The organism is Flavobacterium sp. PL12 (assembly GCF_039123485.1).
Classification (GTDB): Bacteria; Bacteroidota; Bacteroidia; order Flavobacteriales; family Flavobacteriaceae; genus Flavobacterium; species Flavobacterium weaverense.
On sequence record NZ_JBANDI010000004.1, the window covers coordinates 13,684 to 30,306 of the forward strand.

A 16,623-nucleotide genomic window follows, 5' to 3' on the forward strand; every position below is an offset into this window, starting at 1 on the left:
ATTATTTGTTAAGATATAATCAGGTAGCTATAGAATTTATATCCAATGACAAATTTATATATAATATTTAATTTAATAGATTAAAAGCATATATAAACGACGAAGTACAATTTTAAGTATAAATTACAAGTAAAAAACTACGAATTTATTTTAAAAAATATATTTAATTACTTTATAGATATTTTAATTTAAACTTCTTGTAAAATCAACAAGCCCTAAAATCGAAATTACTTTCTACTTTAGGGCTTGTTATAAATGACAATTTAAATTTTTAGTAATGCCATCTCACAAATGCTTCCATTGCGGCATAATTTGAAAGTCCGAGTTGGATATATAATTCAGCAGTTTCTTTATTTCGATCTTCGGCTCTTTGCCAAAACTCTCTAGCATCAGATCCTTGGAATACCACACCATCTTTTTGAGACTGATGTTTAAAAATTCCATGCCTTTTATCTAATACTTGATCAGGGCTCATTGGCACTGCCATTTCAACCTCATCAATTCCCCATTCTTGCCAAGCACCTCTGTACAACCAAACCCAGCAATCTTTCATAAAGTCTTTTGATTTCAGATTTTTTACAGCGCTGAAAATAGCATCTAAACAAACTTTGTGTGTTCCGTGCGGATCTGCTAAATCTCCAGCAGCATATATTTGGTGTGGTTTTATTTTTTCAATTAAGTCCATTGTTAATTGAATATCTTCTGGACCTAAAGGTTTTTTCTCAATTTTTCCAGTCTCATAAAACGGAAGTTCCATAAAATGAATTTGGTCATCAGTTAGTCCTACGAAGTTACTTGTAGAACGCGCTTCTCCTTTTCGAATCAATCCTTTTAGGTATCGCACTTCAGGAATGTCTATTTCGCTATTCCTTTTGTTTTTTAGAAATTCTATTGCTTTTTGATAAATAGTATTCGCTTCTGGGCTTTTTATTCCAAATTTATCATTGTAATCACATACAAAACGTGCAAAACGCAGCGCTTCATCATCAGCTACAGCAATGTTTCCAGAAGTTTGGTAAGCAACGTGAACTTCATGACCTTGCTGCTGCAAACGCATAAATGTTCCACCCATACTTATAATATCATCATCTGGATGCGGACTAAAGATAAGGACTCTTTTACGAGCTGGTTCCGCTCTTTCTGGACGATTAGAGTCATCAGCATTTGGTTTTCCGCCTGGCCAACCTGTAATGGTGTTCTGTAAATTATTAAAAATTTTAATGTTAATGTCGTAAGCTGGACCAGAATCTGCAAGTAAATCGCTCATTCCATTTTCGATGTAATCAGCGTCTGTCAGCATTAAAATTGGTTTTTTAAGATCAAGAGCTAATCCTAAAACGGCCTTACGAGTCAATTTTTCAGTCCATTCAATTTTGTCAACTAACCACGGTCTATTAATTCTTGTCAATTTCGACCCTGCTTCTTTATCTAAAACAAAAACGGCATTGTTGTGCTCTTGCAAGAATGAAGCAGGAACTTGATTTGTAACTGCTCCTTCAACAGAAGATTCAACAATATTTGCTTTCCCTTCTCCCCAAGCCATTAAAATGACTTGTTTAGCATCCATTATTTTTTTAACACCTAATGTGATAGCGGTACGAGGCGTATTATTCAATCCAGAAAAATCTTTACTTGCAGCTACTCTTGTAATATGATCTAAAGCAACTAATCTTGTTTTAGAGTTTTGAAGTGAACCTGATTCGTTGAAACCGATGTGTCCGTTTCCTCCAATACCTAATATTTGTAAATCGATTCCACCTAAAGCTTCAATTTTCTCTTCATAACTAGCACAATAATCTGCGATTTGCTCTTTTGATAAAGTTCCATCAGGAATATTATAATTTTCAGGTAAAATATCTACGTGATTTAGTAATAATTCCTTCATGAATCGAACGTAACTATTAATAGAATCTGGTTCCATTGGATAGTATTCATCAAGATTAAAGGTGATTACATTTTTAAAGCTCAGTCCGTCTTCTTTGTGCATGCGAACTAATTCAGCGTACAAACCTTTTGGCGAAGAACCAGTTGCCAATCCTAGAACGCAAGGTTGATTTTTATCTTGTTTTGACTTAATGACTGCTGCAATTTGTTTTGCCACAGCTTTAGACGCATCAGATGAATTTTCGAAAACGATGGTATCGATATTTTCAAATCTTTTTTCAAAATCAGTAGCCTTGTCGATATTACTTTTTAACATTATCTGTTTTATTTAGAAATTATGGTATTATTTTTATTATTTTCTTGACCAACTTCTATATTTATGTCCTTTAATCGCAAAGAAAAGAATCATAAAATAGGCAGGTAAAAGCATTAAGTAAGCAAGTTGGTTTCCGCTTTTTGCAGTTGCGGTGATTCCTGCAGCTTCGTTAGAAACATTTATCATCTCAGCGAGATAGCCGTAAAATAATGGGAAAACAGCTCCTCCAATAATACCCATGACTAAAATAGCACCTGCTATTTTTGTGTAGCCACCAAGATCTTGAAGTGCCAACGGCCAAATAGCCGGCCAACACAATGCGTTAGCAAGTCCCATTAGCGCAACAAGTATAATTACTAATGGCATTGCTGGTAAAAACGGTAACTGAATCATTATGGAAGCATCAATATAGACAATTAATAAAACTAAAATAATTCCTAAAATTCCTGAAGCTTTAAGTGCAGTAACTTGTGAAACATATTTTGGTATTAATGAAATTCCCAAAAGATATCCAATCACCATCGCAGTCATGGTAAAGGAAGTAAGTTTTAAATATAAATCTCCATTTTCTCCATAAACTCCTAATTGCTTACCAAACTTTCCTATTGTATCTCCTGCAATAACTTCAGCTGCAACGTAAAGTATTAAAGTGATTACTCCTAAAACTAATTGTGGAAACTTAAAGGCATTAGCCATTTGTTTCCAAATATTTTGCTTTGAAACATTACCATCTTGATCTAAATCGATTTCTGGCAAAGGTGATAAACGAATTATTCCAGCTAATATTAATATTACAATTCCCATGTAGATATAAGGAGTTTGTAACTGTAAAGCTAATGCGTCAAGAGCTTGAGCTTTTGTCTCGGCATCAAGTGCAGCAATTTTATCTGCTGTGTAGTCCTTCATATTTGACAAGACCAGTGCTGTCAATGCAAGTGGCGCGATAAAACCTGCTAATTTATTGGCAAGTCCTAAAATACTAATTCTCGCAGCTGCACTTTCTCGTGGCCCAATTACGACAACGTAAGGATTTGCAGCTGTCTGTAAAATTGCTAATCCAGTTCCCATAACAAATAGTGCAACTAAGAAAAATAAAAATGTTCTTGTTTCAGCAGCAGGATAAAACATAAAAGCACCTATCGCAATTACAATTAAGCCTAATGAGACTCCATTTTTATAACCTACTTTTTCGATTACCCAAGATGATGGGATTGCCATAACAAAGTACGCGATGTAAAAAGCAAAAGCAACAAAGTAAGCTTGAGACTCCGTTAACTCACACGCTAATTCAAAAAACGGAATTAGCGGTCCGTTTAACCAAGTTACAAAACCTAAAATGAAAAACAATAAGGTTAAAATAACCATCGGAATCAATACACTGCCTTGTTCTTTACCTGCAGTACTTTTAATTTGGGTCATATTTTATATTTTTAGCAATAATTAAAATTATATATTTATTTTTTGGAATCAGCTCTTTTTGTAGACGAGCTTATTTTAGTTTTCCCAGTTTAATTCAGGATAATGATTCTTTAAATATTCTTTTACTTCAGCAATATCCTCCTTTGCCGTTAAATCTGGTACATGTTCAGAAAAAGGAATTCCTAATGCGCTGTCGGGATGATCTTTTAAAGAGTTTAAAAGAACTGTTGGAAGTTCTTTCTCATCTCTCTCAGGATGAACGGGACAATTTTTAAGATAAGGGTAAAGTAGTTCGCCATTAAATTTAAAAGCATTCATACTTACTCTCAATTTTCCTTCACTGTCTTTATATTCTTCCAGAACATCAGCCGAAGGTTTTTCAAGAATGTCTAATAAAAATCCTTCCTTATTAAGTTTTGCAATAGCAAAACGAGAAATGCGCTCTAGTGGAAATTCCATAGCATCTCTATCGTAACTTATAAATGCATTTGGACTATCAGTTTCTCTCAATGCTAATAAAGCAGCGGTTGAATATAAGTTATCACTGTTGCAAACAGAGTATGATTGCGAATTTAATTCTGGGTATTGTTCAACAGCTTGATATAGCGCATCAGCTGTTCCAAATGGTTTTACTCGACCTTCAGGAATGTATTGCGTTGCAAACGAAATAATAAGGCCATGAAAATCATTATTTTTAGTTTCATTACCATAAAACTCCTTAAATAAATCGCCCTGCTCTCCAATGATGATGTAAATGTTTTTATATCCTGCTCTTTTTGCATTCAATAAAAGATAGTCTAATAATGGGCGGCCATTTGGTCCAACACCTATTAAACCTTTACTTCTCTCATTAGCTTGTGCAATTTCTTCAGCAGATAAGTTTTCTAATCCAACTTGTTTTTTCATTCTTGATGAAGCTCCACCAGCTAAAATCACTAAATTAGTATGCATAATTATTTTTTTAAATTTTAATATATTTATTCGATTCTCGATCCTGGATCAACAGTTACTGCGTACGCTTCGACTGCACCAGCTGCAAGTAAAGCTTCAACGATAGGAGCTTCATTACCCGGTTCTGCCATTACAACAATGCTTCCACCGCCGCCTGAGCCAACAATTTTTGCACCATAAGCACCTGCTTTCAATGCCGCATTAATCATGTCGTCAATTCTTGGAACAGTTATTTTTAGTAAATCTCTCAACACCTCGTGATGCTGATTCATTAATGCTCCTATTTTCTTTAAATCAAGAGCTGGTTTTTGAAATTCAATTAAAGCCATTTTTGTATAATGGTGATTTTTAATAGCTGCTTCAAAGAAAGGAATTAAGCGATCCGGCAAATAGTTAAGATACTTGTCTAAATCTTCAATTTCTGTAGTATTTAAATCAAATTCGGGAAAATGCTCTTTAATTGTGCCAATTGCCATCAGTGCATTTCCTTTTAAATCGCCAATTAATCCAATTGTCTCCTTTGGAACTCCAGAAACGCCTGTTATTAAACCTCCTAATTCTGTACCGATTACTGTAAAAGAAAAAGGATCTCTAGTGTCAATATGAACAATGTTTCCAACACCAATACTATAATGATCCATCATACCTCCAGGTTCACCATGTTCAACCACTTCAGAAAGATACCCCATTTTAGAAATAAACTCGGGAGTGATTTCCTGGTTAGCGCCAAATGCATGTACCAAGAAATTAATCCAAGCAAGCAATAATGCAGATGAACTTGAGGTTCCTGAATTTATAGGGATATTTCCAGTTACTGTAATGTCATAACCAACATCTGGCACACAACCATTTCGTCTCAGGACGCGTAGTGAAGAGGCGAAATAATCGCGTGGTGCTAAATCAGTGAATATTTCGTTGATATCGATTATTCGCACTTGATTGATATCGACCATATTTATTTTAAATACTCCCGTATCGTTCTGTTTTGCTGTCAGTTTTATACTTCTGCTGATTGCACAAGCAATAACTGGTAATCCAAGATAATCTTGATGATCTCCAAAAAGACATGTTCTGCCGGGTGCTAATGAGATTATTTCTTTCACTTTAAATATGTTAAAAATATTATTAAACGGTTGTAAAAACTAGGTTTATCTACTATTAATATAAGTCGTTTGTCGAAAAAATTACTATTTTAATAGCTTTGAACTACGAAACTATATATTTTATTTAATAAAAACAAATGAATTAATAAAAAATGTGTTCGAACACATTTTTTATTAAGAATTGCCCTTAATGGATTATTATTGATTGATTAATGATATATTTGATTTTGTTTTCATCTCACAAGAACCTTTCAGTTAAAATTTTTGCTTACTTATTGAAAATTTTGAACAAAAACGCCTTTCTTTTTTTCGAAAATAAATATTGTTTCTTGAATCAAAATTCAGATTTTAAAAAGATACTTCAGTATTTAAACTTTGCGATCTTAATATGGAAAGCATAATTTTTTTTAAAAACGCAATCTACTCTTATCTTTAAAAATAAAAGTAGGAAGATAGTAATTTTTGTGACAACATTTAATTTTCTTGAAATTTTAGATTGAGGTGAGCAAATAGAAATTAAAAATCAAAACGGTTTCATACAAAGTTTTTATATATTTGTCGATTATGGATAAAAAACTTACAATTAAAGATATTGCTGCATTGGCTGGGGTTTCTAAAGGCACAGTAGATCGAGTGTTGCATAAAAGAGGTAAGGTATCTCAAAAAGCTTTTGATAGTGTAAATGCTGTTTTAAGTGAAATAGATTATCAGCCCAATTTAATTGCTCGAAATTTAAAAAACAATAAGATCTATTCTATTGCTGTAGTTCTTCCTAATCCTAGTTTCGATTCATACTGGCTTCCTTGTGTCAAAGGAATCGATGAGGCAATTAAAGAATTTAAAGCCTTTAATTTGTCTATAAAATGTCATTATTTTGATCCTGAAAGCACTGAATCTTTTGTTGAAGTTAATAATACAGTTTTAGCGCTTGGGCCAGATGCTGTTTTATTAGCTCCCTTATTTTATAAAGAAGCGCTACTAGCTATAGGTTTATACCAGGAAAAAGAGATAATTGTAAGTACATTTAATAATCAGCTGCAGACCGATCAAAACTTAAATTTTGTTGGTCAAGACTTATATAGAAGTGGTAGAGTAGCGGCCAAATTATTACATTCGATATCAAGAATCGGGAAAGTTGCGATTATACATATTAACGAGAGATATAAGAACGCCGTTCACATGCAGGAAAAAGAACGGGGATTTAGAAAATACTGTTTCGAAAGTGGTTTAGAAGATTCTAACATAGTTACTTTGAAACTAAAAAATCCAAATATAGAATCTACTTTTAGAAAGTTTATTGATGAAAACCCAACTATTGAAGGTGTTTTTATAACTACTTCCAAGGCATATCAAATAGCAGAAATTATAGATGATTTAAACCGCAGTGATATAGCAATAATTGGTTATGACTTAATTCAAGAAAATATATCTTATTTAAATCGCGGTGTGATCGATTTCTTAATTCATCAAAATCCGAAGCGACAGGCTTATCTTGGCTTAGCAGAATTAGTCGATCACTTTATTTTTGGTAAAGAAATTCCAGCAGTCACTTTGCTACCGCTAGATATAGTAAATTCGGAAAATGCATTTTTTTATTTAACGTAATATTTAGTTACTTCTTTTTTCAATATATAGACAGTCAGATTTCGCTTTTTGAGACTTACATGCTTCCAAATATTTTATATTTTGTTAAGTTGCAGTTTTGAATAATTCATAAAATTATTCATTTTGTAATTGTAGTAAGCCCAAATTAAAATTATCTAAAATAAAAAGTACTTATTCTAAATTCGTCCTCTCTGTTTAACTTATATAAGGATAGATCTCTGTTTAAGCGCAGATGATTAAAACCCCAGCATCGAAAAGGACCGAAAGACATTAGATCTTCAATAAAGTTAGATTTAATCGTTGTTAGTTCACAACACTTACTTTGATTTTTATTTTTAAAAAAAATCGCATTCAAAAATCTTCTCATTATTATTTAAAGGTACTTTTTTATTTCATGGTAATTTCACCTACTAGTGTCGCCAAGGAAAAGAAATTTAATGTCGGTTTTATGAAATTGGATTCCATGACAGCTATTTTTAATACAATTTTAAAATAACCCTATCCTAAAATTAGATATCATATTCCGTAGTGTGCATGATCTCTTTTAGTACAAAGTAACTTTCTAATACCCCAATGTTATCAATTTTAGAAAGCTTAGATCTTATAAATTCATGATAAGCATCAAGGCTTTCTAAATTTATTTTTAAAAAAAAATCAACTTTCCCTGCCATATGATAGCATTCTTGAACTTCCTTAATTGCTTTAATTTGACTGTCAAATTTATCAATAAATCCTTCATTGTGATACCGTAGGGAAACCATACAAATTGCGGTGATAGGTTTGTTAACTAACTTTTTATCGATTAAAGCTACATATTTTTTTATGTATCCTTTTCGTTCTAAATATTTAATTCTTTCATATACAGGCGATGTGGTTAAATGCAGTGATTCAGCAATATCTTTAGTAGTTTTTTTTGAATCTTCCTGTAAAATCCTTAATATTTTGATATCTATTTCGTCTAGTCTTTCCATCTCCAGTTAAAATTGCTTTATGTTAAGTGTTTCATTATGTATAAAAGCAAAAATATCTAAATTATTTCAATCTAAAGGATAAAAAACTTATTTTATTAACTTTTGAAGTTTAAATTTTTGCTTTTTAATTAATAGGGATATATTTACCCTTATTATATTTTTTAAGATAGGTGAAGCGTTTAACACAAATTGTAAAAGATTGTTGCTGTATACTTTGAGATTGCTACTTTAAATTAAATTCCTTGGAGTAATTGTGCAACTTTATTTTTAAAAGAAAAAAAGTATCTATTTGTTATTTTTTGTGCTCGTACACAGTTTTTTATTTATTCAGTATTTTAAATAGTAATAGAAAACAGTGCCGGAAATTGGAGCGAAGTTTTCATAAATTTTATAGTACTATCAACCACCAGGACGTAATAATCTCTACGCAAGTAGTACGAATTATTATAGATTAAAAAAAAGAGAATTTATTAACCAAAAACGATTAACAAGTATGAATTTATTAAAAAAAAGTAAACCTATTAATTTATGGGGAATTGCATTTAAGCAAAGTGCTGTTAAATTAACGAGTCTTTCTTTATTGACTATGGCCATCCCATTTTCAGCCATTTCAGCTGAAAATAAAATGTATGGAAAAGAAATTAATATGGATAATAAACACTTAATTTCAAATAGGAACAATGAGTTAAATGTCAAATTTGAGCAAGCTCAAAGGAGGGTAAGTGGTACCGTATTTGATAAAAATGGTGAGACGTTGCCCGGAGCTAACATTATTGCAAAAGGAACTAAAATTTCAACTCAAACAAATGTTGATGGTTCGTTCACACTTGATATTCCTAACGATGTAAATTTGCTAGTTATTTCATTTCTAGGCATGGAGGATCAGGAAGTAACGGTTAAGAATACTCCAATGAAGATCGTCTTGAACGAAACAGGGCAGAAATTAGAGGAGGTTGTTGTTATGGGATACAGCCGTGTAAAAAAAGAAAGTTTAACAGGCTCCTTACAGACTTTAGATAATAAAAAATTGGTAGACGCAACAACGTCCTCTGTCGAAAACTTATTAGCAGGTAAGGCTACAGGAGTTTCTGTAAATACAGGTTCAGGACAACCAGGTGGAACTGCTAAAATTGTTATTCGTGGGAAGAGTACTGTGAACGGAAGTACAGACCCTTTATGGGTTGTTGATGGTGTAATTGTAGGATCAGGTTCAAGTAATGTTAATCCATCTGATATTGAAACGATGACGGTTCTTAAGGATGCCGCTTCTACAGCTGTTTATGGGTCTCAAGGGGCTAATGGTGTTATTGTCGTAACTACTAAAAGCGGTAAAAACGGTAAAGCAGTTATAAATTTTTCTTCAAAAATGGCTGCAACAACGCTCAGCACTGGTAATTTTAAAATAATGAAGAGTGCTGAATTATATGATTTGTACGATTCGTTTTCTAATAAAACTCAATTTTCTACTAATTCTTGGTGGACTCCCGCATTACGAGATCAAAACTTTGACTGGTGGGATAATGCAACAAGAACTGGACTAGTAAGAGATAACAATTTATCAATAAGTGGAGGTGGTGAAAACTTTAAAACTTATGTTTCATTAGGAGTGTATGACGAAAAAGGAGCGGTTAAAGGCTATGATTTTAATCGTTATAATTTATTGCTTAAAATAAATTATAAATTGAATGACTGGTTAACAATTCGTCCACAGGTAAATGCAACAAGAAAAGATGTATTAGATAAGCAACATTCTGTTGGCGCAATGTATGGTAATATGCCGTGGGATAGTCCGTATCTAGCTGATGGTTCATTAGTAGGTAATTCACCAAATCCAACATGGGTAAACACTACAGGTTCTAATTATTTGTACGATTTGCAGTGGAATTATGGAGAGTCTCAAACTTATGACATAAGAAGTAACTTTGATTTTGATGTTAAACTTACAGATTGGTTAACATTTACTTCTACTAATAATTATATTTTTTCTACCGGAGAATCTATGTATTATTCAGATCCACGTTCTTCAAGCGGATTAGCAGTGCAAGGAAGAATTCAGCAAGATGCTTCATCTTATAATAGAGCGTACACAAATCAACTTTTTAAATTTAATAAATCTTTTGGGAAGCATTCTCTTAACTCAATCGCTGGATATGAATGGAATGAATATAATTCGAAATATACAAGTGGAATTGCAACTGGAATTGCACCTGGTTTTATTGTAACAGATGTAGCTTCTGTACCGGAAAAAGTTAAAGGAAATAGATCACAATGGGCTGTTCAGTCATTATTAACAAATACCAATTATTCATATGATAATCGTTATTTAGGACAGTTTTCAATTAGAAGAGATGGTGCTTCAAACTTTGGTCCAAATGCACAATACGGAAATTTCTTTTCGGTAAGTGGTGGATGGAATGTACATAATGAAGAGTTTTTTAAAGCTGATTACATTACGAATTTAAAACTTAGAGCTAGTTATGGTTCTGTAGGGAATCGACCTAATAGCTTGTATCCTCATCAAGCATTATATTCTTTAACTACTGGATACAATGAAAATCCAGGAGCACTCATCTCTCAAATATCTAATCCAGATTTAAGTTGGGAAAAAACATTTACCACTGGATTAGGATTGGACATTTCTTTCTTAAAAAGATATAATTTAACATTAGATTATTATGATAAAGATACATCTGATTTACTTTATCAAGTTCCATTACCGGGTGTGATTGGAGTTACAAGTATTTGGAAAAATGTAGGAGCAGTTAATAATAAAGGTTTTGAAGCCACTGTTTCAGCGGATTTAATTGATAGTGATAATTTAAAATGGTCAGTTGAAGCCAATATAGGATTCAATAAAAACAAGGTTTCAAGCTTATATGGAACAAGAAGTCAAATAATAGTAGGTGATGGGAGTGGTATTGCTGGATCAGCTTCTAAATTGTTAAAACCTGGTTTAGATGTAGATTCATGGTATTTGCCAGAATGGGCAGGAGTAGATGCACAAACTGGAAAGCCACAGTGGTTTGAAACGAATGCAGCGGGCGAACGTGTTAAGACATTTAGCTATAGTGAAGCAGCTAAAGATCCCATTGTGATAGGAGCTTATACACCTGATTTCTTCGGAGGCTTTTCTACAAATCTTGTTTATCGAGATTTTGATTTATCAGCTGTTTTTAGTTATTCTGTAGGAGGTGAGATTTATAATTATGCAAGAGCTGAGTTTGACTCAGACGGAGCTTATACAGATCGTAATCAAATGAATTTACAAAGTGGCTGGAGTAGATGGGAAAAACCTGGAGACATCGCTACGCATCCTCAGGCATCTTATAATAACTCCAGTAACTCAAATAAATCATCATCTCGTTTTCTTGAAAATGGATCTTACTTGAAAATGAGAAATATAACTTTAGGATATAATTTACCTGCTATTAAGGCACTGAATTCAACAAACATTAGGTTGTTCATGTCTGCAGAAAATGTATTTACAATTTCAGATTTTTCTGGAGTTGATCCTGAAATTCCACCAGCAAATGGACAGATCACGGGAGTAGCTACATCAGTTTATCCTCAAACTCGTAGAATTGTATTAGGACTTAATGTTTCACTTTAAACAAAAATCATGAAAAAAATATTTATATTAATACTATCCGTTTCATTCCTAATTTCATGTGAGTTGGATAGAGAACCATTTAATTCGTACACTGAAGATAAAATTCTTGCAGATAAAGAGGCTTCAGTTGATGTGCTTTTAAATGGTTGTTACGCACAGTTAAAAGGTTGGTCAGATATAATGCATCGAATTGGTGAATACCCTGGTGATAATATTATGATTAGAGGTACTTCTACTGATTCATTTTACTCCTTTATATCCTACCAGCATATTCCTAATAATGATAGATTATCTGTTTTCTGGAACAATAGTTATAAAATTATATCCCAATCAAGTGACTTAATAAAAATTATTAAAGAAGGAGAAAGTAGTCAAATCGATCAGAAATTAGGTGAGGCGTACTATTTAAGAGGAATGATTTATTTTTACTTGAGTCGTGCTTATGGAAGACCATATTATGATTCTCCTGAATCTAATTTAGGAGTTCCTGTCGTAAACGGTATGCCGGATGATATTGATAATTTGCAACTTCCAGATCGTGCTACCGTGAAAGCGACTTATGAGCAAGCTATTAGTGACTTAAAAAAAGGAGAAGCATTGATGACGGAAAATAGAAATGCTGCTTACGCTACAAAAGAAGCTGCTCAAGCCATGCTTTCAAGAATTTACTTGTACATGAGTGGTACTTACGCAAATCCAAATCAACAATATGTTGATCTTTCAATTGAGTATTCAAATAAAGTGATTTCTAGTGGAAGATATAATTTATTGAGTAGGTCAGATTTCATGAAATACAATACCTATGCTCCAGATGATGCAGCACAGAAAGAGACAATTTTTGCAGTGAAGCGTGTAGCTTCAGAGTTCTCGGGATTTGATCACTTTTATGGAATAGGTGGGATGTATGCTAATATTCAAGGTCAAGGTTGGGGCGAAATGTATGCAAGTGGTGAGTATTTAGATTTATTGCGTAAAGCAGGTAAAAAAAATGATGCACGTTGGGCATTTATTGATCCTCAATATGTAACTAATTCCGCAAATAATAAAACTCAAGCCTTTCGATTTATTTACGATTTAAAAGATAATGGCGGCGTACAAATAGGTTTTAATTATTTGCAACAACCGCTAGAAACAAATAGCGATGGTTCTTTTTTTATTACCATATCTAACGTAAAATATAATTTAACGGTAGTAGATGCAGCTGAAAACAAATATTCAATTAATTATCAAGGTAAAACTTATGTAGGAGAGAAAGATTTTATGATGTTATTGAATCGTGTGTACCCAATGTATTACATAACAAAAGCTTCCTTACAAAATAATGACTCTCATTTAAACTCTCCTATTATTTCTAGGTTAGGAGAAATTTACATGAACTTAGCTGAGGCTTATGCTAAAAAAGGAGATTATCAAAATGCAAAAATTAATCTAAATCTGATTAGAGAAAGATCAATTATTGGCGGTGGTTATACAGCTTTGACAGCTACTAATGCTTCGACATTAATAGATGAAGAACGTCAATTAGAATTGGCTTTTGAAGCTCACAGAGGTTATGATGTTTATAGAAATGGTCAAACGATGACGCGTCGTTATCCAGGTCCACATACACCGATGGTTGATTATCCAGCAACTAGTTTAAGAGTGGTACAATATATTCCACAATCTGAAATTAATGCGTATCCTGGTACCTTAACCCAAAATCCATAACACATACTATTTATTGATAATCCCTCTATTGAATTAGGGGGATTATTTACAATACTTAGTGAATTTTGTAAATAATTTATTTTTAATATAGAATGAAATACTTTAAATTCATTTGTTTTTATTTATTACTTGCAGTAGCCGCATGCGCTACTAGTAATAAATACTTGGTAAAGAAAGATAATGACAGCAAACAAAAAGTACGAGTATCGATTCCTTTAGCGGGTAACGCGTATAGTTCAAAACATAGTGAAGGAAACAGAACGATTACAGATAATGGTATAGAGAATTGGACCAATTCAGAGGAATATTTTACTGTTTATTTCAGAGTTTCTAAACCAGGCAAATTCGAAATTTCAATTGACAATTCTGTCCTTATTACTGGAAAATCTGAACTAGAATTTTCAATTAACAATATATCTAAAAGAATAAAATTAGATGCATCTTCGACCAAAAAAGGGATTGTCGTGGGAACTTGGGAAATTAACAGTCAAGGTTATGTAGCAGTCGTAATTAAAGGATTAAATAAAACTGAAAAAAGCTTTCCCGCTATAAATCGTTTAGTAATTAGCAGTGATAACTTTGATGGTAAAATTTCATACGTCCCTAATAATGAAGGAGATTTTTATCATTGGGGTAGGCGTGGAGCGTCAGTTCACTTAAATTATCAAGTACCAGACACAGTAAATGCCGAATGGTATTACAATGAATTGACTGTGCCTGTAGGGCAAGATAAAATAGGTTCTTATTTTATGGCTAATGGTTTTGGCGAAGGTTATTTTGGAATTCAAGTTAATTCAGCTACAGAACGAAGAGTTTTGTTTTCTGTATGGAGTCCTTTTACTACTGATGATCCTAAAAGTATTCCTGAGTCTCATAAAATAAAATTATTAAAAAAAGGAGTGAATGTCACAACGGGAGAATTTGGTAATGAAGGTTCAGGCGGTCAAAGTTATTTTAAATATAATTGGATAGCGGGAAATACTTATAAGTTTCTATTGAGGGGTAAACCAGAAGGTAATAATTCAACAACGTATAGGGCTTATTTTTTTGCTCCTGAAACTAGCGAATGGAAATTAATAGCAAGTTTTAATCGTCCGCAAACGAATACCTATTTAAAGCGTTTTCATTCGTTTTTAGAAAATTTTATTCCAGAACAAGGTGATTTGTCTCGAATGGTGGAATTCAATAATCAATGGTTTTGTGACGAGAAAGGAAATTGGAATGAACTGAATACGGCTCGATTTTCTGCTGATAATACGGCAGAGCAAGGTTACAGAATGGATTACTCAGGAGGTATAAACAAAGATGCTTTTTATTTAAAAAACGGTGGTTTTTATAATGAATTCACAACTAAAGGTAGTTTATTCACAAGACCGCTCACGAATAGAAAGCCAAATATTGATTTCAATACATTACCTCAGTAAAGGTTTTGATAGATAAACATAAAAATGATGCGCATAAAGCATCGTACTAAAAATTACAAACTAAATTAATTAAACATGAGAAGTAGTATTTCTAAATTTTTACTAATAGCGTGTCTATTTGTAGGATGGGCTAATATGTCTGCCCAAATGATTAAAACCCCAACACCAAAACGTGCTAAAGGACAAACAGATGTTTTGCGTTTAGCAATTGATCCAATACCTACAGTTCGCGTAGCATTTATTGGTTTAGGTATGCGTGGTCCAGGTGCTGTAGAGCGCATGACACATATTCCAGGTGTCGAAATTGTAGCACTTTGTGATTTATTAGAAGACAGAGCAAAATCAGCTAATAAAATTTTAGAAAAAGCTGGTTTACCTAAAGCTCAAGAGTTTTTTGGTGAAGAAGGATGGCGTCAAGTTACTAAGCTGCCTAATGTGGATCTTATATATATTGCAACAGATTGGAAACACCATGCAGAAATGGGAGTTCAAGCAATGAAAGATGGTAAAAACGTAGCCATCGAGGTTCCTGGAGCGATGACAATGAAGGAGATTTGGGATTTGGTAAACACTTCTGAAAAAACTCGTAAGCACTGTATGATGTTAGAAAACTGTGTGTACGATTTCTTCGAATTAACTACATTAAATATGGCTCAACAAGGTTTGTTTGGAGAAATTCTTCATGCTGAAGGAGCTTATATTCACGGATTGCAACCATTCTGGGGAGCATACCAAGGGAACTGGAGAATGGATTACAACAAGAAACACCGCGGAGATGTTTACGCGACACACGGAATGGGACCTGCTTGCCAAGCTTTAAATATTCACCGTGGTGATAAAATGAACTACTTGGTTTCTATGGATACAAAGGCAGTTGGAAATCCTGCTTATATTAAAGAAAAAACGGGTGAAGATGTGAAAGACTTTAGAAATGGTGATCACACTATGACAATGATTCGTACTGAAAAAGGAAAAACTATTCAAATTCAACATGATGTAACTTCGCCTCGTCCTTATAGCCGTATGTACCAATTGAGTGGAACTAAAGGTTTTGCTAATAAATACCCAACAGAAGGTTATGCATTAGATTCAAAAGCTATCGGAAACGATGTAGCACCGAATCACGAAAATTTAAATGCGCATAGTTTTGTTCCTGCAGAAGTTAAAAAAGCATTGATGGAAAAATACAAGCATCCTATCGTTAAAGGTATTGAAGAAAAAGCGAAAAAAGTAGGTGGACACGGTGGTATGGATTTTATCATGGATTACCGTTTAATTTACTGTTTACAAAATGGATTGCCATTAGATATGGATGTTTACGATCTAGCAGAATGGTCTTGTCTAGCACCATTAACTGAAAAATCTCTTGATAATAATTCTGCACCAGTTGAAATCCCAGATTTCACACGTGGTGGTTGGAATAAATTGAAAAGTCTAGAATTTGCTCAATAATATTATGAATGAATATTAAAAAAAACCTGCTTTTTAGCAGGTTTTTTTTGTATTTATTAATGGAATCGATTATTATTCTATTCATTTGACTATAAAAATACAACTACGAAATAATTGTTAAGAAAATTAACATATTAAGAATAAAAGTGTGAAAGAAATCATAAAATTAATTAAGACTAAT

General features: G+C 32.9%; 10 protein-coding genes. 5 read left to right on the forward strand and 5 right to left on the reverse strand.

What is annotated here, in order from left to right; translation table 11 throughout:
* Window positions 1-271 precede the first annotated feature (271 nt).
* The 4 genes from nagB to RCH19_RS02910 form a co-directional block, all read right to left on the reverse strand.
* Window positions 272-2,200: a glucosamine-6-phosphate deaminase gene (gene nagB, locus RCH19_RS02895; RefSeq protein ID WP_343021954.1), complete on the reverse strand. Its 1,929-nt coding sequence runs from the start codon at window positions 2,198-2,200 to the stop codon at window positions 272-274.
* Between the two features lie 36 nt (window positions 2,201-2,236).
* Window positions 2,237-3,619 carry a sugar MFS transporter gene (locus RCH19_RS02900; protein WP_343021955.1) on the reverse strand — a complete coding sequence of 461 codons (1,383 nt, stop codon included), beginning with the start codon at window positions 3,617-3,619 and terminating at the stop codon, window positions 2,237-2,239.
* Window positions 3,620-3,694: 75 nt separating this feature from the next.
* Window positions 3,695-4,570: a sugar phosphate nucleotidyltransferase gene (locus RCH19_RS02905; protein ID WP_343021956.1), complete on the reverse strand. Its 876-nt coding sequence runs from the start codon at window positions 4,568-4,570 to the stop codon at window positions 3,695-3,697.
* A gap of 26 nt (window positions 4,571-4,596) precedes the next feature.
* On the reverse strand, window positions 4,597-5,673 hold the full coding sequence (locus tag RCH19_RS02910) for a galactokinase family protein (protein WP_343021957.1): 1,077 nt from the start codon (window positions 5,671-5,673) through the stop codon (window positions 4,597-4,599).
* Between the two features lie 564 nt (window positions 5,674-6,237).
* Here RCH19_RS02910 and RCH19_RS02915 point away from each other — a divergent pair.
* The gene (locus RCH19_RS02915) at window positions 6,238-7,278 is read left to right on the forward strand and encodes a substrate-binding domain-containing protein (RefSeq protein WP_343021958.1); all 1,041 of its coding nucleotides are present in this window, start codon (window positions 6,238-6,240) and stop codon (window positions 7,276-7,278) included.
* A 509-nt stretch (window positions 7,279-7,787) separates the two neighbouring features.
* Here the strand turns inward: RCH19_RS02915 and RCH19_RS02920 are convergent.
* Entirely contained in the window at window positions 7,788-8,249 is a 462-nt protein-coding gene (locus RCH19_RS02920; RefSeq protein ID WP_121925966.1) for an Lrp/AsnC family transcriptional regulator, read from the reverse strand.
* 493 nt (window positions 8,250-8,742) lie between these two features.
* Between RCH19_RS02920 and RCH19_RS02925 the strand changes: the two genes are divergently transcribed.
* The 4 genes from RCH19_RS02925 to RCH19_RS02940 all read left to right on the forward strand — a co-directional run bounded on the left by RCH19_RS02925 (window position 8,743) and on the right by RCH19_RS02940 (window position 16,442).
* Window positions 8,743-11,859, forward strand: coding sequence for a TonB-dependent receptor (locus RCH19_RS02925; RefSeq protein WP_343021959.1), 3,117 nt, complete (start codon window positions 8,743-8,745; stop codon window positions 11,857-11,859).
* A gap of 9 nt (window positions 11,860-11,868) precedes the next feature.
* Window positions 11,869-13,566 carry a RagB/SusD family nutrient uptake outer membrane protein gene (locus tag RCH19_RS02930; RefSeq protein ID WP_343021960.1) on the forward strand — a complete coding sequence of 566 codons (1,698 nt, stop codon included), beginning with the start codon at window positions 11,869-11,871 and terminating at the stop codon, window positions 13,564-13,566.
* A 92-nt stretch (window positions 13,567-13,658) separates the two neighbouring features.
* Window positions 13,659-14,990 (forward strand): DUF3472 domain-containing protein, encoded by a 1,332-nt coding sequence (locus RCH19_RS02935; RefSeq protein WP_343021961.1) that lies wholly within the window; start codon window positions 13,659-13,661, stop codon window positions 14,988-14,990.
* A 75-nt stretch (window positions 14,991-15,065) separates the two neighbouring features.
* A complete protein-coding gene (locus tag RCH19_RS02940) occupies window positions 15,066-16,442 on the forward strand; it encodes a Gfo/Idh/MocA family oxidoreductase (RefSeq protein WP_121925969.1) in 1,377 nt (458 codons plus the stop codon).
* Window positions 16,443-16,623 lie beyond the last annotated feature (181 nt).